The organism is Bacillus sp. N5-665 (assembly GCF_022637375.2).
Taxonomy (GTDB): domain Bacteria; phylum Bacillota; class Bacilli; order Bacillales; family Bacillaceae_G; genus Bacillus_A; species Bacillus_A wiedmannii.
In genome coordinates, this window is record NZ_CP093325.1 from 810,690 (window position 1) to 832,702 (window position 22,013).

25 protein-coding genes are annotated in these 22,013 nt (G+C 36.5%); 17 read left to right on the plus strand and 8 right to left on the minus strand.

From position 1 onward, the window contains the following. The first annotated feature begins 68 nt into the window (after positions 1 to 68). The 4 genes from MNO09_RS06595 (at position 69) to MNO09_RS06610 (ending at position 4,216) form a co-directional block, all read left to right on the plus strand. A complete protein-coding gene (locus tag MNO09_RS06595; RefSeq protein ID WP_000157912.1) occupies positions 69 to 263 on the plus strand; it encodes an alpha/beta-type small acid-soluble spore protein in 195 nt (64 codons plus the stop codon). A gap of 176 nt (positions 264 to 439) precedes the next feature. Then, on the plus strand, positions 440 to 2,026 hold the full coding sequence (mbcS, locus tag MNO09_RS06600) for an acyl-CoA synthetase MbcS (protein WP_000817724.1): 1,587 nt from the start codon (positions 440 to 442) through the stop codon (positions 2,024 to 2,026). Positions 2,027 to 2,128: 102 nt separating this feature from the next. Next, positions 2,129 to 2,560, plus strand: a complete 432-nt coding sequence (locus tag MNO09_RS06605; protein ID WP_000600353.1) for a VOC family protein — start codon at positions 2,129 to 2,131, stop codon at positions 2,558 to 2,560. An 87-nt stretch (positions 2,561 to 2,647) separates the two neighbouring features. Continuing rightward, the gene (locus tag MNO09_RS06610) at positions 2,648 to 4,216 is read left to right on the plus strand and encodes an amidohydrolase (RefSeq protein WP_088107401.1); all 1,569 of its coding nucleotides are present in this window, start codon (positions 2,648 to 2,650) and stop codon (positions 4,214 to 4,216) included. 107 nt (positions 4,217 to 4,323) lie between these two features. Here the strand turns inward: MNO09_RS06610 and MNO09_RS06615 are convergent, their stop codons facing one another. Further along, complete coding sequence (locus tag MNO09_RS06615) at positions 4,324 to 5,127, minus strand: NAD kinase (protein WP_000785190.1); 804 nt, start codon at positions 5,125 to 5,127, stop codon at positions 4,324 to 4,326. Between the two features lie 205 nt (positions 5,128 to 5,332). Between MNO09_RS06615 and MNO09_RS06620 the strand changes: the two genes are divergently transcribed. From MNO09_RS06620 to ackA, 5 genes are all read left to right on the plus strand, one after another. Further along, positions 5,333 to 5,971, plus strand: a complete 639-nt coding sequence (locus MNO09_RS06620) for a DUF2953 domain-containing protein (protein ID WP_002096283.1) — start codon at positions 5,333 to 5,335, stop codon at positions 5,969 to 5,971. Positions 5,972 to 5,983: 12 nt separating this feature from the next. Further along, positions 5,984 to 6,379, plus strand: a complete 396-nt coding sequence (gene ytfJ, locus MNO09_RS06625) for a GerW family sporulation protein (protein ID WP_000350005.1) — start codon at positions 5,984 to 5,986, stop codon at positions 6,377 to 6,379. Between the two features lie 133 nt (positions 6,380 to 6,512). Beyond that, positions 6,513 to 7,013 (plus strand): thiol peroxidase, encoded by a 501-nt coding sequence (tpx, locus tag MNO09_RS06630; protein ID WP_000024522.1) that lies wholly within the window; start codon positions 6,513 to 6,515, stop codon positions 7,011 to 7,013. Between the two features lie 199 nt (positions 7,014 to 7,212). After that, on the plus strand, positions 7,213 to 8,199 hold the full coding sequence (locus MNO09_RS06635; protein WP_000084362.1) for a class I SAM-dependent methyltransferase: 987 nt from the start codon (positions 7,213 to 7,215) through the stop codon (positions 8,197 to 8,199). A 299-nt stretch (positions 8,200 to 8,498) separates the two neighbouring features. Next, complete coding sequence (gene ackA, locus MNO09_RS06640; protein ID WP_000034572.1) at positions 8,499 to 9,692, plus strand: acetate kinase; 1,194 nt, start codon at positions 8,499 to 8,501, stop codon at positions 9,690 to 9,692. Positions 9,693 to 9,719: 27 nt separating this feature from the next. On the opposite strand, the gene MNO09_RS06645 is transcribed toward ackA, so the two are convergent. Together MNO09_RS06645 and MNO09_RS06650 are read right to left on the minus strand one after the other, a co-directional pair. Further along, positions 9,720 to 10,151 carry an NUDIX hydrolase gene (locus MNO09_RS06645; RefSeq protein WP_000283463.1) on the minus strand — a complete coding sequence of 144 codons (432 nt, stop codon included), beginning with the start codon at positions 10,149 to 10,151 and terminating at the stop codon, positions 9,720 to 9,722. 71 nt (positions 10,152 to 10,222) lie between these two features. Next, entirely contained in the window at positions 10,223 to 10,858 is a 636-nt protein-coding gene (locus tag MNO09_RS06650; protein WP_001054279.1) for a DUF1796 family putative cysteine peptidase, read from the minus strand. 137 nt (positions 10,859 to 10,995) lie between these two features. On the opposite strand from MNO09_RS06650, the gene MNO09_RS06655 reads away from it, so the two are divergent. Beyond that, positions 10,996 to 11,829, plus strand: coding sequence for an EcsC family protein (locus MNO09_RS06655; RefSeq protein ID WP_001256871.1), 834 nt, complete (start codon positions 10,996 to 10,998; stop codon positions 11,827 to 11,829). A 31-nt stretch (positions 11,830 to 11,860) separates the two neighbouring features. On the opposite strand, the gene MNO09_RS06660 is transcribed toward MNO09_RS06655, so the two are convergent. Then, entirely contained in the window at positions 11,861 to 12,523 is a 663-nt protein-coding gene (locus MNO09_RS06660) for a YitT family protein (RefSeq protein ID WP_001244522.1), read from the minus strand. Between the two features lie 855 nt (positions 12,524 to 13,378). On the opposite strand from MNO09_RS06660, the gene MNO09_RS06665 reads away from it, so the two are divergent. After that, on the plus strand, positions 13,379 to 13,573 hold the full coding sequence (locus tag MNO09_RS06665) for a hypothetical protein (RefSeq protein WP_000910293.1): 195 nt from the start codon (positions 13,379 to 13,381) through the stop codon (positions 13,571 to 13,573). A gap of 28 nt (positions 13,574 to 13,601) precedes the next feature. Here MNO09_RS06665 and MNO09_RS06670 read toward each other — a convergent pair whose 3' ends face one another. Further along, positions 13,602 to 13,919: a hypothetical protein gene (locus tag MNO09_RS06670; protein ID WP_000417209.1), complete on the minus strand. Its 318-nt coding sequence runs from the start codon at positions 13,917 to 13,919 to the stop codon at positions 13,602 to 13,604. Positions 13,920 to 14,085: 166 nt separating this feature from the next. Here MNO09_RS06670 and MNO09_RS06675 point away from each other — a divergent pair, with 166 nt between their 5' ends. Together MNO09_RS06675 and argH are read left to right on the plus strand one after the other, a co-directional pair. Continuing rightward, positions 14,086 to 15,291: an argininosuccinate synthase gene (locus MNO09_RS06675; RefSeq protein WP_000412316.1), complete on the plus strand. Its 1,206-nt coding sequence runs from the start codon at positions 14,086 to 14,088 to the stop codon at positions 15,289 to 15,291. Beyond that, entirely contained in the window at positions 15,288 to 16,679 is a 1,392-nt protein-coding gene (gene argH / locus MNO09_RS06680; protein ID WP_088107400.1) for an argininosuccinate lyase, read from the plus strand. The genes MNO09_RS06675 and argH overlap by 4 nt, the downstream gene beginning before the upstream one ends. Before the next feature lie 77 nt (positions 16,680 to 16,756). On the opposite strand, the gene MNO09_RS06685 is transcribed toward argH, so the two are convergent. Both MNO09_RS06685 and MNO09_RS06690 read right to left on the minus strand, forming a co-directional pair. Then, on the minus strand, positions 16,757 to 17,287 hold the full coding sequence (locus MNO09_RS06685) for a DinB family protein (protein WP_000834355.1): 531 nt from the start codon (positions 17,285 to 17,287) through the stop codon (positions 16,757 to 16,759). A 101-nt stretch (positions 17,288 to 17,388) separates the two neighbouring features. Next, the gene (locus tag MNO09_RS06690) at positions 17,389 to 17,568 is read right to left on the minus strand and encodes a hypothetical protein (RefSeq protein WP_000342757.1); all 180 of its coding nucleotides are present in this window, start codon (positions 17,566 to 17,568) and stop codon (positions 17,389 to 17,391) included. A gap of 95 nt (positions 17,569 to 17,663) precedes the next feature. On the opposite strand from MNO09_RS06690, the gene MNO09_RS06695 reads away from it, so the two are divergent. Both MNO09_RS06695 and MNO09_RS06700 read left to right on the plus strand, forming a co-directional pair. Beyond that, the gene (locus MNO09_RS06695) at positions 17,664 to 18,359 is read left to right on the plus strand and encodes a hypothetical protein (protein WP_001252908.1); all 696 of its coding nucleotides are present in this window, start codon (positions 17,664 to 17,666) and stop codon (positions 18,357 to 18,359) included. A gap of 83 nt (positions 18,360 to 18,442) precedes the next feature. Further along, a complete protein-coding gene (locus tag MNO09_RS06700) occupies positions 18,443 to 19,114 on the plus strand; it encodes a hypothetical protein (protein ID WP_000522932.1) in 672 nt (223 codons plus the stop codon). 56 nt (positions 19,115 to 19,170) lie between these two features. Here the strand turns inward: MNO09_RS06700 and MNO09_RS06705 are convergent, their stop codons facing one another. Continuing rightward, on the minus strand, positions 19,171 to 19,629 hold the full coding sequence (locus MNO09_RS06705; protein WP_001066680.1) for a universal stress protein: 459 nt from the start codon (positions 19,627 to 19,629) through the stop codon (positions 19,171 to 19,173). A 147-nt stretch (positions 19,630 to 19,776) separates the two neighbouring features. Between MNO09_RS06705 and MNO09_RS06710 the strand changes: the two genes are divergently transcribed. Beyond that, entirely contained in the window at positions 19,777 to 20,568 is a 792-nt protein-coding gene (locus tag MNO09_RS06710; RefSeq protein WP_033657720.1) for an SDR family oxidoreductase, read from the plus strand. 213 nt (positions 20,569 to 20,781) lie between these two features. Beyond that, on the plus strand, positions 20,782 to 21,915 hold the full coding sequence (gene ald, locus MNO09_RS06715) for an alanine dehydrogenase (protein WP_001219405.1): 1,134 nt from the start codon (positions 20,782 to 20,784) through the stop codon (positions 21,913 to 21,915). Positions 21,916 to 22,013 lie beyond the last annotated feature (98 nt).

The following is a 22,013-nucleotide window of genomic DNA, read 5'->3' on the forward strand; positions in this document are numbered from 1 at the left end:
CCATATCTAAAACGTGTATGAAGTCATGTTGTTTATCACACTCTATACTCACAAGGAGGTGATACAACATGGCAAGCAACAATAAATTAGCAGTATCTGGTGCTCAAGCAGCATTAGATCAAATGAAATACGAAATCGCTCAAGAGTTTGGTGTTCAACTTGGAGCTGATGCAACATCTCGCGCTAACGGTTCTGTTGGTGGCGAAATCACTAAACGTCTAGTTTCACTAGCTGAGCAACAATTAGGCGGTTTCCAAAAATAATCCCATATATGATGGCTTAGAAAGAGCGGGTTCTCCCGCTCTTTCTTTTTGTTGTTTGCACCGTTATACATTCATTTCGACATAGATATAAAAAATTTGTCAAAAGAAGAGGGTTCAAAATTGACTGAAAATTCTTTATTATATAAGGGAGGCATAGAAATGGAGGAGGATATTGTATGAAGAGAGAAGAATTGTTGGCGCCAGCGTCTTATAATTTAGTTTCTGAAATAGAGAAATATACAAGTGATAAAGAGAAGCTTGCTTTAATTTGGCAAGATGATAAAGGGAATAGACGAGAAGTTACATACGCTGAGTTAATGAAAGGTGCGAACAAAATTGGAAACGCTTTTATAAAGAGTGGTCTGCAAAAAGGGGACAAGCTCCTCATTATGATGCCACGTTTAATTGAAGCGTACATGACGTATATCGCTGCGATTAAAGCAGGATTTGTCGTAATTCCGAGTTCGGAAATGTTACGCAAGAAGGATATCGAATATCGTATTGGGCACGGGGAAGTAAAAGCAATCGTAAGTTATGAGCCGTACATTGGGCAGTTTGATGATATAGAAGCGATGAAATCTCTTCAAAAATTCGTTCTGAGCGAGCAGTCAGTAGATGGATGGATTAATTTAAAAACAGCGTTAGAAACAGAAAGTGACCTGTTAGAAATGGCAAAGACAGATAAAGAAGATATGGTCTTTTTATCTTACACGTCAGGGACGACAGGAAATCCAAAAGGTGTTGTTCATACGCATGCATGGGCATACGCTCATTTACGTACGAGCGCTCCAAACTGGCTCGGGATTGAAGAGAATGATGTTGTATGGGCGACGGCTAGTCCAGGTTGGCAAAAGTGGATTTGGAGCCCGTTTGTAGCAACTCTCGGTTCAGGTGCAACAGGATTTGTATACCACGGTAAGTTTGAACCAAAAACGTATTTAAACTTATTAGGTGATAATAAGGTGAATGTGCTTTGTTGTACGCCGACTGAGTATAGATTAATGGCAAAAGTAGAAGACTTAAGTGAGTACAATTTAGAAGCGTTACATAGCGCTGTATCCGCAGGTGAGCCGTTAAATAGAGAAGTCATTGAAACGTTCCAAAAGCACTTTAATATTACAGTAAGAGACGGCTATGGGCAAACGGAAAACACATTACTTGTTGGTGTAATGAAAGGAATGGATATTAGACCAGGATCAATGGGAAAACCAACGCCAGGCAACCACGTTGATATTGTAGATGAGGAAGGTATTCCGGTAAAGGTAGGAGAAGTTGGTGATATTGCAGTTCACATTGAAACACCAGCCCTCTTTAAACAATATTATAAAGACGATGAGCGCACAGCAATGCAATTCCGCGGTGATTATTATATTACTGGTGATAAAGCGAAGAAAGATGAAGAAGGCTATTTCTGGTTTGAAGGGCGCGGTGATGATATTATTATTAGCTCTGGTTATACAATTGGGCCGTTTGAAGTAGAAGATGCACTCGTAAAACATCCTTATGTAAGAGAGTGTGCGGTTGTTGCAAGCCCTGATGAAATTCGCGGAAGTGTCGTGAAGGCATTTATCGTATTAAGAGAGAATATAGACAAGAACGAAGAAACATTAATTCCAGTACTCCAACAACACGTCAAAGAACTCACTGCACCATATAAATACCCTCGCAAAATTGAATTTATAGATGAACTACCAAAAACGATTTCCGGAAAAATTCGCCGTATTGAACTTAGAAAACAAGAGATGGAGATTCCGTCAAAATAATTTTGAAAACAGTGAAGGAAATAGTTGAATGAAATGGCAAACAATGATAATATAAAAACGAACACAAGTTCGATTTTATAAACTTAAAAAAGAGGTGTCCGTATGATTTTAGGTATTAATCCGTACTTAGTTTTAGATGGTAGTGGGCAAGAGGCTGTACAGTTTTATAAAGAGGCGTTAGACGCAAAAGTAGAAGTCATGCAAACTTTTGGTGACATGCCTGAAAATCCAGAATACCCGATTCCAGCTGAAGCAAAAGAGCGCGTTTTACATGCTACTTTAAAAGTTGGTAACACGGACCTTATGATTTCTGATACATTCCCAGGTCAAGGGCATGCAATCGGATCTCAAGTAACAATTGCAATTCAAATTAGTAATGCAGAAAAAGCGAAAGAAGTATTCGAAAAGTTACAAGAAGGTGGAGAAGTTATTATGCCACTTCAAGAAACATTCTGGAGCCCAGCATACGGACAACTAAAAGATAAATTTAGCATTGAATGGCAAATCACAACGAATCCTACTGAACAAAATTAATTTTTGGAAAAGCACCATTTTTAATCGAAATGGTGCTTTTTTTATACGGATTAATTTCGTAGACTTAAGGAAAAAGGGGATGGGTATATGGGAGAAATTTGGTATGGCGGCACCATTTACACGATGAGAGAAGAAAACGAAAAAGTGGACGCTGTTTACGTCGAAAATGGCAGGATTGTTGATATAGGGGAGAAACAAGAGTTAGAAGATCGATATTCTACGGAGAAGTTGCATGATTTAGAAGGTAAAATGATGATTCCAGGTCTCGTTGATAGTCATATGCATCTTATTGGTCATGGGGAGAGATTACTTCGATTAGATCTATCAAATTGTACATCTTATAGTGAAGTGCTTACTCTCGTTCGGAAACGAGTAGAAGAAGTGCCAAAAGGTTCTTGGATTATTGGAGAAGGCTGGAATGAAAATAATTTTACAGATACAAAACAAGTTCACGTACATGATCTAGATAAAATCTCTAAAGAACATCCGATATTATTAAAGCGTGTTTGTCGCCACGTTACATGGATGAACTCATACATATTGCAAGAAGCGAACATAACAGAAATGACGCAAGACCCGAAAGGCGGGAAAATCGGCCGGGATTCATCAAATATGTTAACAGGCCTTTTATATGAACAAGGACAAGAATTAATTAAACATGTGCAGCCAGAAATTGATGAAGCTTATTTACAAAGAGCCCTGCAAACAGCAATTAAAGATTGTTGGCAATATGGACTTGTTGGCGGGCATACGGAAGATTTAAATTATTACGGTGGTTTTAGAAAAACGCACAATGCTTTTTCTCATGTTATAAAAGAAATGCCATTTAAAGCACATTTACTCGTTCACCATGAAGTAGCACATGAACGAAAAGAATATGAAAATGGGCATTATATTGAATTTGGTGCGATGAAAATTTTTTCTGATGGCTCTTTTGGCGGAAGAACAGCTTTATTAAGTGAGCCGTATGAAGATGCGCAGGAAACAAATGGAGTTGCAATCTTCTCGCGTGAAGAGCTTGCGGAGTTAGTGAAAAAAGCACGTGATTTACATATGCCAGTTGCGATTCATACAATAGGTGATTTATCGCTTGAATATGTCATTGATGCACTTGAATTATATCCACCTGCAGAAGGATTGCGTGATCGCATTATTCATTGCCAGCTCGCTCGTGAAGAGTTAATTGAGAGAATGAAAAACTTGCAAGCCATTATTGATATACAGCCAGTCTTTGTTTCATCGGATTTCCCATCAGTCATTGAAAAACTAGGCGAGCATCGTCTTCGCTATGCGTACGCTTGGAAGAAGTTACTGGAAGCGGGATTACACTGCAACGGTGGATCTGATGCGCCAATAGAACAAGTGAATCCATTTTTAGGTATATATAGTGCTGTTACACGCAGAAGTTTTATTGACGGCGTATGTTATATACCGGAAGAAAGATTAACGGTATATGAGGCTGTTTCTTTATTTACAACAGGAAGTGCCTATGCAATCGGAAAAGAAGCGAAGCGAGGACAAATCGCAAAAGGATATGAGGCAGACTTTACGATAGTAGATCGAAACATATTTGAAATAGAGGCAGAAGAAATAAAAGAAGTACAAGCAGAAATGACTGTAATTGATGGGAAGATTGTGTATAGGAAAGACGCGTGAAAATATATCGACTTACCGACAAAAAATGACACGAAGAGTGGCCGGTAGCGAGAGAAATAAATAACCGCCGAATTATGGAATCCCATAATTCAGCGGTTATTTTAATGCTATAAAAACGTTCTCTGTACTTTTTCCCAGAAGGAATTGTTTTTTAATTTAACTGTTTTAATTTGTTTATCGCTTAAGCGTACAACAGCTTTTTCCACTTGTTTAATGCTAAGCGCTTCATTATCCAAACCGATAACAGGATAATCGTTACCGTTTGGTTTTAGTTTTAAAGTTAATGTACGCTTGTGATTTAAAATGAAAGGTGAACCGAGCGTACGGTATGTGTTGTTATTTAATGATGCTAGTTCGCTTACTTGGAAGCATGGGATGAGCGGATCAACAACCGCACCATGTAACGATTTATTGTAAGCTGTACTTCCTGTTGGGGTAGAAACAACTAAACCGTCCCCTCTAAATGTTTCGAAATATAGATCATCAACGTGAACATCTACTACGAATGTTTTAATAATGCTAGAACGTAATGAGAACTCATTTAAACAATGGAAAGATGTACCGTGATCTACATCTACCTGAATTGTTGGGTATTTTCGCACTTCAATTTCATTTTTTGTAATTTCTTGAAGGGCTGTATCAACGTGATCAATATGGAAATCGCAGTAGAACGAAATTTCATCTTTCGTAGAAATCCCTGCGTATAAGCAATCTTCTCTAAAACCAGTTTTACGAACGGCTTGTAAGAAAGTTGCATCATCTCCAACACTGACGATAGCGTTTGCATTTTTTGGATGATCTAATATGGTGAATCCATTCTCTTCTAAAATACGATAGATTGGTTTCATTCTTTCAACGAGCGTTGCTTTGTCATCACCATAAAAGAAAAATAAATTGCGACGATCTGCCATTATGTATCCCTCCACTGCAGTTAAATTTTCTGTTCTTCGTGCTACATATCATCCAAATACGTTCCCCGACGATATGTTCAAATAATATATTTCGATATAAAATGTCAAAATCCTTTTTTATTTTTAGAAAAATTTTTATATTCAATCTTAAAGGATTCTGTTTAATGATGAATAAACTTGTCGATAATGGGTACGGAGTGAAAGGATGATACGTATGAAGTGGCTCGTGATTGGAATAATAATTCTTCTCCTTTTTATTTTGCTTATACTATTGTCGAAAATAAAGCTTAAAGTGACATTTTTATATTCAGAAATGGAAAAGCAATGTTTGTTTCAAGTGAAAATATGGATGATTCGATATACGTTTGATGTATTGGAAAGAATTGAAAAACAACAGAAAAAGACAGGGCAGAAAATCGAAAAAGCTGAAAAAGACGGTGGATTAGATAATAAAATTATGGCGCAACTTGATAGTATGGGGGAGCTGATAAAAAAGCTACAAGAAGTTCATACTATTGTTAAAGATTTTCTCAAACGAGTGAAAATCAATGGGTGGAAATGGCACACGCAAATTGGAGCAGGCGACGCAGCTAGCACTGGAATTGTCACTGGATATGCATGGGGGACAAAAGGAATGGCTGCTGGAGTTGTAGGACAATATATGCATATTGTCGACGTACCAGAATTTGAAATTACCCCTGTTTTTCAAGGGAAAGGATTTGCATCAAGATGTGAGTTAACAGCATCTTTTCGTATATTTCGTGCTATAAAAACTGGTATCAAATTACTCACGTTTATGAGAAGACAAAGATCTGGTACGAATGAAAAATCAGTTCAAGCATAGGGGGGATATAGAATGGACCATCCAATTCAAGGTTTAATGACAACCGCAATGCAGCATTTAAAACAAATGACTGATGTGAATACAATTGTTGGTGATCCGATTAAAGCGGCAGATGGAAGTGTAATTCTTACCGTTTCGAAAGTTAGTTTCGGATTCGCCGCTGGTGGAAGTGAATTTGGTAAAGTAGAACATTCAGGCCGTCATCCATTTGGCGGGGGAAGTGGTGGAGGAGTTTCTATTAATCCTGTTGCTTTTCTTGTTATAAATGGAGAGGGTGTAAAAGTGTTGCATTTAGATAAGCAAACACACGTCATCGATAAAATAATTGAATTAGCGCCACAAGCTGTTGATAAAGTGAAGGAAATGATGGATAAACGAAAAGAAGACGATCCTGAATTTCAAATTTAACAAATAAGAAGCTAATCAATGGATTAGCTTCTTTAATTTTTTTGTAAATAAAGCGATTTTATTTGCATTATCGATAGGGACAAACTATCATTTACATTGTACATATTTTGTTTAAATAAGGGAGGATTTTCAAGTGGCAAACGTAACTTTTAAAGGTAACCCAATGACTTTAGTTGGAACAGAAGTTAAAGTTGGCGATCAAGCGCCAAAATTCCAAGTATTAGCAAATGACTTATCTCCAGTAAGTTTAGAAACATACAAAGGCGAAGTAAAATTAATTAGTGTTGTACCTTCAATCGACACAGGTGTGTGTGATGCACAAACACGTCGTTTTAACCAAGATGCAGCAGGTATTGAAAACGCGAAAGTATTAACAATTAGCGCTGACCTACCATTCGCTCAAAAACGTTGGTGTGCAGCAAACGGTTTAGAAAATGTTGTAACACTTTCTGACCACCGTGACCTTTCATTCGGTGAAGCTTACGGCTTAGTAATGAAAGAGCTTCGTTTACTTGCTCGTGCAGTATTCGTAGTAGATAGCAACGACAAAGTAGTTTACGCAGAATACGTAAGCGAAGGTACAAGCCATCCAAACTATGAAGCAGCATTAGAAGCAGCTAAAGCGGCAAAATAATGTGAAAGAAATGACCTCTTATAAAGAGGTCGTTTTTTCTCATATATTGCTGCGTAATGGTACCAATATATGAGAAAAAACGTTATATCATATATAACTTAAAGGGGAGCTCTTTGTAGGAGGTCGCTTTTTCTTTTTGGAAAAAAATACTTTGTGGTATGATATAAGTTATGTGTAAAAGAGAGAAGGAGGAATGTACGTGAGTCAGACAGTAGAAACATTATTTTCTATTTTTGATTCTTCTGCGGTAGTTTTACGTAAAGAATTAGATGTAACATATTTAGAGGCGCTTGTAGAAACAGGTGATAACTTGTTTGAAGGAGCAATTTTACAAGAGGAATTATCTGAATCAGCAATTGAAAGGCTGAATCGTGAATATAGTACGTTTAATGAAGAAACATATAAAGGGGAAGAAATTCGTAAAGCATTTCAGTTAGCCATCTTAAAAGGAATGAAAGAAGGCGTGCAAGCGAATCACGAAATGACGCCTGATGCAGTTGGAATGTTCATGAGCTACTTATTCCATAAATTTATGCAAGGGCAAAACGAAATTACTGTTTTAGATCCTGCAATTGGAACAGGTAACTTAATGACTACAGTATTTAATAGCGCCAAAGAAGGACTAGCAATGAGTGGATTTGGTGTAGAAGTGGATGAAGTGCTAATTAAACTTGCTTTAGTAAATGCGAATTTACAAAAGCATGCAATCGAATTCTTCCATCAAGATGGACTAGCGCCACTTTATATCGATCCGGTTGATGCAGTCGTTTCAGACTTACCGATTGGTTACTATCCAAATGAAATTGGTGCAAGTGAATATAAGTTAAAAGCAGATGAAGGAATGTCGTATGCACATCACCTATTTATTGAACAAAGTGTGAAACATACGAAAGAAGGCGGGTACTTATTCTTCCTAGTACCAAACTTCATTTTTGAAAGTGATCAAGCACCAAAATTACATGCATTTATTAAAGAAACATGTTTTATTCAAGGGCTATTACAGCTACCTGTTTCCATGTTTAAAAACGAGAAAAATGCAAAAAGTATATTTGTTCTCCAAAAGAAAGGTCCTAGTGTAACAATGCCAAAACAGGCGTTATTAGTGGAGTTACCTAAATTCTCCAACATGAAGGCGATGGAGAACATTATGGATCAATTAAATACTTGGTTTGCAACCCACAAATAAGGCGAGGTATATGTAACAGGGTTAGTAATTCATGTAGTACAGTTTTATATGATATGTCATATTTTTAAATATATACTAGATTAAACTGAATTTTTTTGAAATCTGTAATATATATTTTTTCTTGGTGTTACAATTTTTTCACTTGAAATATATGTCGGACGATGTTTAAATTAAAATCGTGAGTATAAAATTCACTAATGATGAAACGTTTTCATATTTAGTGAATTTAATCAGATAAAATCGAGCGGTTTGTGGACATATCCACACAACTACCAAGAGAAAAAGGGGCGAAAGACTAGATGTCAAAAATCATCGCGATTAACGCAGGAAGCTCTTCCTTAAAATTCCAATTATTTGAAATGCCAAGTGAAACAGTATTAACAAAAGGTTTAGTAGAACGTATCGGTTTAGAAGATAGTATCTTCACTATTACTGTAGATGGCGAAAAACAAAAAGAAATTACAAATATTCCAGATCATGCAGTAGCAGTAAATATGCTTCTTAAAAAATTAACTGAAAACGGAATCGTTAAGTCTCTAGATGAGATTGGCGGTATCGGTCACCGTGTTGTTCACGGCGGCGAAAAATTTGCTGACTCTGTTTTAATTACTGATGAAGTATTAGCTGATATCGAAGAGTTAAGCGATTTAGCACCACTTCATAACCCAGCAAACCTTGTTGGTATTAAAGCATTCCAAGAAGTATTACCAAACGTACCAGCAGTAGCAGTATTCGATACAGCATTCCACCAAACAATGCCGGAATCTGCATTCTTATACAGCCTACCATATGAGTACTATGAAAAATTCGGTATCCGTAAATACGGTTTCCACGGAACTTCTCATAAATACGTAACTGAGCGTGCGGCTGAATTATTAGGTCGTCCACTTGAAAGCTTAAGCTTACTTTCTTGTCACTTAGGTAACGGTGCAAGTATCGCAGCAGTAGAAGGCGGTAAATCTATCGATACTTCTATGGGCTTCACTCCACTTGCTGGTGTAACAATGGGTACACGTTCTGGTAACCTTGACCCTGCGTTAATTCCATACATCATGGAAAAAACAGGCCAAACAGTAGAAGAAGTAGTTAACGTATTAAACAAGAAGAGTGGTATGTTAGGTCTTACTGGTTACTCTAGTGACCTACGTGACATCATTGCGAAAGAAGAAGAAGGCGACCACCGTGCGAAAGTAGCACTTGATGTATTCGTAAGCCGTATCCACAAATACATCGGTTCTTACACTGCTCGTATGAAAGGCGTTGACGCTATCATCTTTACAGCTGGTGTAGGTGAAAACAGTGCGATTATTCGTGAGCGTGTATTAGAAGGCCTTGAGTACATGGGCGTATACTTCGACGTAAAACGTAATAACGTATTTGGTGAAGAAGCATTCATCAGCTTCCCACACTCTCCAGTAAAAATTATCGTAATTCCAACTGACGAAGAAGTTATGATCGCTCGTGACGTACTACGTCTTGGAGATATTGGTTAATATACTATATGAAAAAAAGACGAGATCCTATAGGGTTTCGTCTTTTTTTGGGATATATTTCAAAATTCCATCTGGATATAATATTTTTTCATTTTGAATGAATGCCGTAGTAGGAATCCATTTCGCATATGATACGGTTTGCTCATCTTGTATCTTCAGTATTTCCATTTCATATAGTGATGTGTCTAATAAGCGTAAAGAATATAGTTGAATGATTTCATGACCAATTTCTCCATCAAGATGAAAGATGTTTTCTAAGCAGCCTAAATAATGGGTGATTTCCACTTCCGTATGAAGCTCTTCTTTAAATTCACGAATAACGGTATATGCTGATTTTTCACCAAGTTCAATTGAACCGCCAAGAGGTCGGTAAAATGTTTCATCGCCTGTATGATATTCTTGTACGAGAAGGCGATCGTGATGTATAGCAATGCCAAAAGCTTTTGCACGTGGATACATATATAATCACTCCTTATTTCTTTTGTATAAGGATGATTATAATGTGTTTTGTAATAAAAAGTATCGTGTATTTAGGCCTGCGGTCTAATCGTGATCCCATCAAATAAATCATTCCAAAATGCTTCATTGTACTGGTATACATCCATAATAGGGCATTTTATAACACAAATGTTTTGTAATCCCCAATCTTCGTGGGCGATAGTTGGTACATCTGCAGGAATGAGTAATAGGACAGAGAATGTATGTTTAACTATTTGAGATAAAATTTGTTCTAATGAACGTGCTTCTTCGTATGTTCCTCCCGTTCGAATAAACAATGTGGATTCTGCCGTTTCCATTGTAGTTAGAAAACGATTAATTCGATGCTCATAGTTTAACTTAATTTCTGTATAAGAAGGCCAAGAAGTTGGTGTGTTTACATCTGTTTTAAAGTCATGGCAGGAGTCGATTTCATATAGGTTGTCACGGAGTCTTAATTTCGCACCATCATCCCAAAATGAGATGAAAGATAAGTTTTCGAACTGTAAAAAACGGTCAAATCGATTTTGTAATAATACATTCACTTTTTCTAATGAAGGGCTTAGCATAAAATCGATAACGCCAAAAAAGGGTGATAATTTGAATTGATATAACGCCCAAGCAGGCCAGCAGTTTTGTCCTAAGCTGAATACTGCATTATATTCTTTTTTTATATTGGATAGATTCATGTGATTTATCTCATCCTTTTTGCTAATATTTTATGTCATTAAAAAATGGTATGTGAATAAAGATAGACAAGCATATTTGCAAAGAATAAGCAGAAATATGTTACAATAGAAAAAAATCGAACGAGGTGGTTGTTACGATGCGATCGAAGCGAGAACAAGCCATTTTAGACAATATAAAAGAATGGGAATCGCAATTAGTTGAGCAAGAAGCGACTGATTTTCAAAAAATGTTTGATAAATGGGTACATACGACAATTGCGAAATTACCTGAGAAAAAACGAAAAGATTTCTTTACGAAAGCAGATGGATGGCTCTTTCATTTGCATGCATTGATTCAAAGTTCACAATCACAGTTAGACGCGCGTAATCGTATTTTAGGAACGTCGAGATTATTTGATGAATCAATTGAGCAACTAGAAGATTTGAAAGCATTATCTATTGATCAGTTAACATACATAGCAGAGCAGCAAACAGCGCGACATCGCCTATATTCATTCGTACAAGGCGGAGCAACGGGTGCTGGGGGTTTATTATTATTAACAGCCGATTTTCCGGTTATGATCGCATTAAATGTGAAGGCTGTTCAACTTATTGCAACATCATTTGGACATGATGTGAACAAGCCTTATGAAATGATGCTTGCGTTAAAAGTGTTTCATGCGTCATTACTACCAGGAAGGCTTCAGCAATACGCATGGTACAATTTACTGCAAGAGCTAGAGCAAGAAGATTCGTTCTTCTACGAAGGAGACGAAGCGGTGTTACAACCAGCTTCTACTGAAGTTGTGTTAAAACAAATTTTGAAAACATTTTCGATTTATGCTCTTCGTCGTAAATTATTCCAAGGTATTCCGGTAATTGGAATGGCAATCGGGTCTACAGTGAACTATCGTTTAACAAGAAACGTTACTGAATTTGCAAATAGATTTTATCAAGTGCGCCACATAGTTGAAAAAGAAAAGAGAGCGTAAAAAAAGCGAGAGGCCGAAGCCTTTCGCTTTTTTAATTTGTTGCATGTTTTTTTGGCATTGGAACAGATACTGGTTGCTTTTCCGCTTTTTTTTCTGCTTTTGGATAATAAATTAAATCCAATGTTTTTGCTTGTACGGCAATCGAAAGAATAGTGAAAGCAATTTCTGTCCAATTTAAATAATATAATGAAAGCGCAAGAACAATCGCGTCAAAGACGAAGAAAATTTGCCCAATTGTAAAGCGAGTTCGTTTACTTAATACAATTGTTAAAATATCGTCTCCACCGGTTGCACCGCCAAATCGCAATATAAAACCGAGTCCAATACCAGCTAACGCACCGCCAACTATTGCAGCTACAAATAAATTATTTGATAAATCTACCGTAAATGGAGAATAATTTTCCATAAGAGAATAAAATACTCCGAATGAAATCGAACCTAGGAATGAATAACCAACCATTTTTCTACCTAAAAATGAAGCACACAGTAAAATAATTGGGATATCCATAATTACAGTTGAAATAGATGGTGAAATATCATAAAAATTTTGGATGAATAGTGCAATACCTACAAAGCCACCTTCTGTTAAGTGGTTTTGGAAGTGAATGTGATATAGCGCTGCTGCTAAAATAAATGAACCGATTAAAACCATAAAAACTTCTTTAATAATTTGTCGACTTTGGATGTTCCTCATCGTTATTCCTTCTTTCCGTAGTTAGTAGTCCTTTTTGTGTTGTAAACTAACTACGAGCTCACATGTAGCTTCAGTTAGTTTACGAAAAAAACTAACTACGCTATATGTCGCTGAAGAAATAACGAATAATCCTCTCGTCCATCAATTCTCCCTACCTTCGTTTTAGTTTAAGTCTTAAAACGACTAAACAAAACGTGAAGTAGGATTCTTCATTTAGCAATCCTGCTCTTCTTTGTTTTGTTTAGCTAGTAACAATTAAGTCCTAAACAAAACGCTATGTGTAAGAAGAGTCTTTTTTTTGCCAAATTATCCTTCGGGCAATCATAATTTCCCCACTCTCGTATTTTTTTCGCTAGACTAAAGTATCTAAGCTGAAAAATACGCTACGTGTATGATTCGTCAATACGATGCCACATGCTCCTTCGAGCGATCATGATATCAAAATCCCTTCCTTCAAGATTTATATTATTATATCATACTTTCAAAAAATGTATGCGGATGGAAACCGACAATAAACGGAGGGAATCTACAAAAATTGTTATGTTTAAATATTTTTGTAGAAAAGCCTAAGTTATTTCGTGAAATCGGACAGTGTTTAAAAGTTTGTCCAATAAGTAAGAAAAAGATGGCGTTTATTCAGTTGTATCTTTCTGGTCACCTTTATCTTTAAAAAACGCATCCCAGCTAATCACACTTAAAAAAGTTAAAGCGATAATAATGAAAGCTCGCATAAAATTGAGACCTCCTTTTGTACATAGTATATGAATAATTTGTTTCAGAATGTGTCATTTTTTTACAAGTCTTAATTGTTATGAGATTATATCAGTATAGATAGATGAAAGGGAGAGAGAAGATATGCTAAAAGACATGTTTAAAAGAAAAGAATTAGTATGTGTTTCATGTCAGAAAAAGATTCAATATGAAGAAGAGCTAGTTGCTTTTGTAAAGTTGCCGAAAGAAAGAAGTATATTAGTTGGTCCGTTTGATGTGTGTTTGGCAAAAACAGCACAAGAAATATATTGTAAATCGTGTTACGACAAAAAAGCATGACCCAAAGTAATTGAGGGGCATGCTTTTTTCATTGGTGTGCTTTCCCCTCAGATACATTTTGAGTGAGTCGATACCAAAGCCAAAGGTCATTAATGATGGAAGCGAGATCGGCAATTTCTGAATTAAGTTTGCAAGAAATTTCGAAGTTTTCTTCGTTATTTAAATGATGCTGTTTTGCATTAATAGAGTGCTCGAGTTCTTTTATACGATCAGGAATCTTTCCGCGAACTTGTTCCCATTTTAATAAAATAGCATGCTGTATTTTTTCGGGGATATTTTCCCAATCTTCTTGTAAATACGGAATTTCAATTCCTAGATGATCGTCGTATAAGAAATACTTTTCCATAGGTTCACCCCCGTTTTCCTGCTTATATTGTACATGAAAACAGAAAGAAGCTCGACGAAATTGTTTGAAAAAATTTGAAAATGACTCTTGATACATTTTGTGAAAGGTGTTAAAGTGTGTATTATTATAAAAGAAAATGAATATTTATTCTTTAGGGGGATGCAAAATGGAGAAGAAAAAAGTGGTATTAGCATATTCCGGAGGTCTTGATACTTCCGTTGCAATTAAATGGTTACAAGAGAAGAATTATGATATTATCGCGCTTTGTTTAGACTTAGGGGAAGGTAAAGACTTAGCATTCGTAAAAGAAAAGGCACTTTCAGTAGGTGCAATTAAATCATATATGATCGATGTTCAAGAAGAATTTGCAAATGAATATGCATTGATGGCTATGCAAGCACACACGTTATACGAAGGGAAATACCCTCTCGTTTCTGCATTATCTCGTCCACTTATCGCTAAGAAATTAGTAGAAATTGCAGAACAAGAAGGGGCGACTGCAGTTGCACACGGATGTACAGGGAAAGGGAATGATCAAGTTCGTTTTGAAGTTTCTATTCAAGCGTTAAATCCTTACTTAGAAGTGATTGCGCCTGTACGTGAATGGAAATGGTCACGTGAAGAAGAAATTGCATATGCAAAAGAAAACGATGTTCCAATTCCTATTAATTTAGACAGCCCATTTTCAATCGATCAAAATTTATGGGGACGCAGCAACGAATGTGGAATTTTAGAGGATCCATGGGCAGCGCCGCCAGAAGATGCATATGAGATGACATTGGCATTAGAAGATACACCGAATAAGCCAGAGTTTGTAGAAATCGGCTTTGAAGCAGGCGTACCGACTACTTTAAATGGCACTGCATATTCACTTTCAGAATTAATTAAAACGTTAAATGCCCTTGCTGGAAAACATGGCGTTGGACGTATCGATCACGTAGAAAATCGTCTTGTTGGTATTAAATCGCGTGAAGTATACGAATGTCCAGCGGCAATGACGTTAATCACAGCACATAAAGAGCTGGAAGATCTAACGCACGTAAAAGAAGTGGCACATTTTAAACCGATGATTGAGCAGAAAATAACAGAACTTATTTATAACGGTTTATGGTTCTCTCCTTTAAAACAAGCGCTTCATGCTTTCTTACAAGAAACGCAAAAGAATGTAACAGGTACAGTGCGTGTGAAATTATTTAAAGGCCATGCGATTGTAGAAGGACGTAAATCTGAGTACTCTTTATATGACGAAAAATTAGCAACATATACTGCTCAGGACGAATTTAATCATGATGCAGCAGTTGGATTCATTTCATTATTCGGTTTACCGACGAAAGTATACAGCCAAGTGAATCAAAAGAAGGTGGAAGCGTGAGCAAACTTTGGGGCGGACGTTTTACAGAAGAAGCGGAAGCGTGGGTTGAAGAGTTTGGAGCATCCATCTCCTTCGATCAACAATTAGTAAATCAAGATATAAAGGGAAGTATTGCACACGTAACGATGCTAGCAAAGCAAGGCATCGTTACGAAAGAAGAAGCAGAGAAAATAAAGGTAGGGCTTCAGTATTTATTAAAAGAAGCAAAAGAGAATAAGCTTCAATTCTCAGTAGAAGCAGAAGATATTCACTTAAACATTGAAAAAATGTTAATGGAACAAATTGGCGAAGTAGGAGGGAAACTTCATACAGGCCGAAGTCGTAATGATCAAGTAGCGACTGATATGCATTTATATTTAAAAGAAAAAGTAGAACATATTATTAAAGCTACAAAACAATTGCAAACGGTTCTTGTTCATCAAGCAGAAAATAATATTGAAACCATTATGCCTGGCTATACGCATTTGCAGCGTGCGCAGCCAATTTCATTTGCGCATCATATTCTCGCTTACTTTTGGATGTTAGAGCGTGATGTGAATCGTTATGAAGATTCATTAAAGCGCATTAACATTTCACCATTAGGAGCAGGAGCATTAGCTGGGACAACATTCCCGATTGACCGAGAATATAGTGCGGAGCTTCTTGGATTTAATGGAATCTATGAAAATAGTTTAGATGCAGTAAGCGATCGTGATTTCATACTGGAGTTCCTAAGTAACTCATCTATGCTCATGATGCACTTATCACGCTTCTGCGAAGAACTTATTTTATGGAGTAGCCAAGAGTTTCAATTTATTGAAATGAGCGATCAATACGCAACGGGAAGCAGCATTATGCCGCAAAAGAAAAATCCAGATATGGCGGAACTAATACGCGGTAAAACAGGCAGAGTGTACGGTAATTTATTTAGTTTACTTACAGTCATGAAAGGATTACCGCTCGCTTACAATAAAGACTTGCAAGAAGATAAAGAAGGAATGTTTGATACAGTAAAAACAGTAGAAGGATGCCTTCATATTATGGCAGGCATGTTAGAGACGATGACTGTCAATAAAGAAAAGATGGGGCAAGCTGTAACGCAAGATTTCTCAAACGCAACAGAAATTGCTGACTACTTAGCAAGTAAAGGACTCCCATTCCGACAAGCTCATGAAATTGTTGGGAAGCTAGTGCTACACTGCACACAAAAAGGAATTTATTTACTAGATGTACCACTAGCAACATATAAAGAAATGAGCTCATTATTTGAAGAAGATTTGTATGAAGTTCTTTCACCATATGCAGCTGTAAAGCGTCGTAACAGTGCTGGTGGGACAGGGTTTGAGCAAATTGAAAAAGCTTTGGAGAAGGCGAAAGCGTTAGTTGGAGAGTTTGTAGGAATTAAATGATGTATGAGAGAGAAGGTAAGGTGCTTTTTTAGAAAGCACCTTACTTTTTTTGTGTTTAGATTTTTAGGGGGGATCTATCATTTCATAATCATAAAATGATGTTTCTCATGTATCGCTAATAGTTGGATAGATTGAATCAGGTTAGGATAGTGAGCGATTGGATCTAAAAATACGATATGTCCGGCGATATTTTCTTCTATATTTTGAACAAGTTTTTTTATTTCATCTGTTTCACGGGAAAGTAATTCTTCTAATTCAGTTACATTCATAGAGTGATAGATTTTTTTTGAGGGGATTAAAATCCAAGGTGCTTTCATTCCTTTACCATGCTTTTCTTTATATTCGGCATAAATGTCGTGTATTTCAGTTTCAAATGGGGTATTTTTTCTTAGCTTTGCATAAGGGATAAGAGTGAGAGAGAATTTAATCGCTACTTTGAGCATCCTTGTAATTAAATATAAGTGATAAAAGTGTTCACCAGTAGACCATTTTTTGTCCTCTTTCCTATACCATAATTGTTCTTGTGATAATGAATGGAGATGAGGAAGGAACTCGTTCCTTTGTACATGTAATGTGTGAAAATGTTTTGAGATATTTTCAGATTTCATAGTAGAGCATCCTCCATACTTGTTTTTTCCTAATCATAACATTTTTCGTGAGGAGGTAAGTAAGCCTAGAGCATTTTGCTCTAGGCTTAAAGTTTCATCGATTAATCATACTTATGTCGATCTTCCGTAATTCGAATATACTCAATATCCATCAAATCTCTAAGTAATGCACCATTACTTAGTTCCACGCCATGCTTATCTTTAAAATGAGTACGAATCGTATCTAGCATTTCAATTTCTTTCCCATTCACATCTAAAATAATGCGTTCGGAATCATCCATGCAGCATCCTCCTTTTTTAAACACATATATTTTGTCCATCTATTTCTAAAAAATGTATGTTAACCTAAAGTTAGAAAATAAGAAAGGAATGGAAAATGAGGCGTATTTATTTTATAGGGTTAATTTTGTACACGCTAATTGTATTACACGTTGCATTCCCAAATATCTTTTCATTTAAGGATGTAGAAACAGTACACGTTGGGATATTTATCTTTATTCTATTTGTAGTAGATTGCTGTATTTCAATATGGCTTTCGAAAAGAAAACATGTACAAGATAAAAAAGAAATCGAACGGAAAAAGAGAAAACGTTCATTTTGGATGATGACGTACTGTTTGTCTTTAGTACTTACTGCTGTTTTCTTTAGTGAGCATATTCCATTAGAAAGATTAAATATTGGATTTGGAGCGTTCGTATTTGCATACTATTTTTTCGTGCACTTTCTTCCTTATATGAAAGAAAAGCGAGGAGAAGAGGAAGATCCGTTTGTAGAAGAAGCGAGAGAACAAGAGCATAAGAGAATAGAAGAAGATATAAAGAAACTCGGAGAACAAAAATGGTATTTAAAATCTAAAGTCATATATGTTCTGTGCTTCATTACGCCGCCAATCGGTTATTTGTATGTGTTCTTGCTTCGTAAAAAAATGACAGAAGATGCAAAGCAAACGTATTTAACGATTGCGACGATTATGATGGCACTGTGGTCTATGAAGTTCTTACCATCTTATGTGTTGGCAATCGTCATTGTTGTGGTGGTTTGTCTTGTATTTATAGTGAAGTATGTGAAATAAGTTGTAGTTATATAGGCTACAACTATATAATTATAATTGTAATAATATTATATAATGATTTATAGAGAAAAAGGGGATGCGGTATGGGTTTAATAAAATCAATAACTGGAGCAGTGGCCAAAGTTACAGCTGAAGTAGTGGGTGGTGCGATAGAAGCGGTAGGAGAAGTTACGAATAGTAATTTCATAAAAGATGTTGGAAAAGGCGTTAATAAAGCTACTGTGAAAACTGGGGAAATTGTTGGAAATCTTGCTGATGGTACATATGATGCTATAGGTGGGCTTATTACAGACGATAAACAGCAAGCGAAGCGAGGGTACGAAGAAATACTTGGAACGGTTCAAGATACGGCAACGACAATTGGAAAAGGTATTGTACATGTTTCAGAAAAGGGAGTTGAAACGGTGCAAGCGATACGAGAGGGAGATACTGATAAAGCGATAGAGGCAGGAAAAGAATTAGCAAAGGTTGCGGCTGTAGGTGTTTTCTCGGTTGGAGTTATAGATATAGTTGATGGTGTAGATGGAATTGCTGAGGGAGTAGGAAGTGATAGCATAGCACAAGCAGTACATCCAGATGCAACTGACGTAGAATATACGACGGAGGAAAATCCAAATGCTCATCATGTAACACCCCATGAAAGAGTTTTACCTGACGGGAGAACAATATGGGTAGATGGTGATGGTGATACGAGTGTAGATACACAAGGTGGCTGGGAACAACATAATCCGGATTACAGAATTCCTAAAGTATAAATGAAAATAGGGTAGATAAGAGAAAGCCTCTTATCTACCCTATTTATTTTTATGAATTAAAGATCACCTTGCTCCTCATCACCACGAACAACAAGGACATCGCATTTCGCATAGCGAATAATATGTTCAGAGACGCTACCAATTAGGAAACGCTCAACAGCATTTAAACCAGTTGCACCACACATAATTAAATCTACTTTATGGTTTGGAGCGATTTCTTTTGAAATTTTAGATTTAGGATTACCAAATTCTAATACAGTTTCAATTTTTTCAAGGCCAGCTTCAAGCGCAGTTTTTTTGTAGTCTTCTAATAAGTCTTCTGCAAATAGATTTGCACGTTCAGCAATTGCGCGGCTATAAGCTTCTACTGCTGAGTATGCTTTTACATCAACGATATGAGCAATTGTTAATGTTGCATTGTTGCGTTTTGCGACTTGAATTGCTTTTTTAAAAGCTCTTTCTGCTTCTTTAGAACCATCCACCGCGATTAAAATATTTGTATATGTATTATTCATAGTAAATTCCTCCCAATCATTTTTATTACCGTTTACAACTTTATTATAAAACAAATTTTGGTAATGTGCTTGTCGGAAACGTTACAGAATTTTGAAAACTTTGCTTTAATTCATTTTAGTTGTAATTGGGGCGAGAACTTGTTACATATGAAGTATAGCAATTTAAAAGGAGGCATGTTTGTGAGACACGCGCTCATTACAGCCGGTACGAAAGGTTTAGGAAAGCAAGTAACAGAAAAGTTATTGGCTAAAGGGTATTCAGTAACAGTAACATATCATAGCGATATAACTGCTATGGAAACGATGAAAGAAACATATAAAAATATGGAAGAGCGTCTACAATTCGTGCAAGCGGATGTCACGAAAAAGGAAGATTTACATAAAATAGTAGAAGAAGCGATAAGCCGTTTTGGCAAAATTGATTTTTTAATTAATAATGCTGGTCCATATGTGTTTGAACGAAAAAAGTTAGTCGATTATGAAGAAGACGAATGGAATGAAATGATTCAGGGTAATTTAACAGCGGTGTTTCATTTGTTGAAACTTGTCGTTCCGATTATGAGAAAACAGAACTTTGGCCGTATTATTAATTACGGATTCCAAGGGGCAGATAGCGCACCAGGATGGATTTATCGTTCAGCTTTTGCAGCAGCGAAAGTAGGACTTGTTTCATTGACTAAAACAGTTGCTTATGAAGAAGCAGAATATGGTATTACTGCGAACATGGTATGTCCTGGTGATATTATTGGTGAAATGAAAGAAGCGACAATTCAAGAAGCACGTCAGTTGAAAGAACGTAACACACCAATTGGTAGATCTGGAACAGGTGAAGATATCGCAAGAACGATTTCGTTTTTATGTGAGGAAGATTCCGATATGATTACCGGTACAATTATTGAAGTAACTGGTGCAGTAGATGTTATTCATAGACATCGATAGAGCGAAATAAATTGAAGTTTCGTATAATTGGACAGTTTATCCTGTATGCTGAGAGGTGTGGATAATACTGTCCTTTCATGTAAGATTAAATCCATCGGAAAACTTGTATTATTTTTTGTCAAATATTGAGATATTATGTTAAAATATAAGAGCGTAGAAAGCGCTTTAAAAAATGATTCAGGGGTCATTTCATAACTCAAGGGGGAACTAATAATGCGTATCGGTATTCCAACAGAAATTAAAAACAATGAAAACCGCGTGGCAATGACGCCAGCGGGAGCAGTACACTTAGTACAAAATGGTCATGAAGTTTTTGTTCAAAAAGGAGCAGGTTTAGGATCTGGCTTTACAGATGAAGAATACGTACAAGCTGGTGCAAAACTTGTTGAAACTGCTGAAGAAGCATGGAATCAAGATATGGTTATGAAGGTAAAAGAGCCAGTTGCAAGTGAGTACGGTTATTTCCGCGAAGGTTTAATTTTATTCACATACTTACACTTAGCTCCAGAACCAGAATTAACGAAAGCATTAATTGATAACAAAGTTGTATCAATTGCATACGAAACAGTACAGTTAGACAATCGTTCTTTACCATTACTTGCACCTATGAGTGAAGTAGCTGGTCGTATGTCTGCACAAATCGGTGCACAATTCCTTGAGAAAAACAAAGGCGGTAAAGGTATTTTACTTGCAGGCGTTCCAGGGGTAAAACGCGGCAAAGTAACAATTATCGGCGGTGGTCAAGCTGGTACAAACGCAGCGAAGATTGCAGTAGGTTTAGGTGCAGATGTAACAATCATCGATTTAAGTGCAGAACGTCTTCGTCAACTAGATGACATTTTCGGAAACCAAGTAAAAACTTTAATGTCTAATCCATACAACATTGCAGAAGCTGTAAAAGAGTCTGATCTTGTAATCGGTGCAGTATTAATCCCAGGTGCAAAAGCGCCAAAACTTGTAACAGAAGAAATGATTCAATCAATGGAACCAGGTTCTGTCGTTGTAGATATCGCGATTGACCAAGGTGGTATTTTCGAAACAACTGACCGTATTACAACTCACGACAACCCAACTTACGAAAAACATGGCGTTGTTCATTATGCAGTTGCTAATATGCCAGGAGCAGTTCCACGTACATCAACTCTTGCATTAACAAACGTAACAGTACCATATGCAGTACAAATTGCGAACAAAGGCTACAAAGATGCTTGCTTAGGCAATACTGCATTACTAAAAGGTATTAACACATTAGATGGATACGTAACATTCGAAGCAGTTGCAGAAGCTCACGGCTTACAATACGCTGATGCGAAAGAGCTTCTTGAAAAAGCTCCTGCTTTATCATAATAGAGACAAATTCGAGACCTTCCTTTATGAGGAGGGTCTTTTTTTATAAGGTAATAAATTGTAAAAATTGTTGTGTATTACTGTTAATAAGTAGGGAT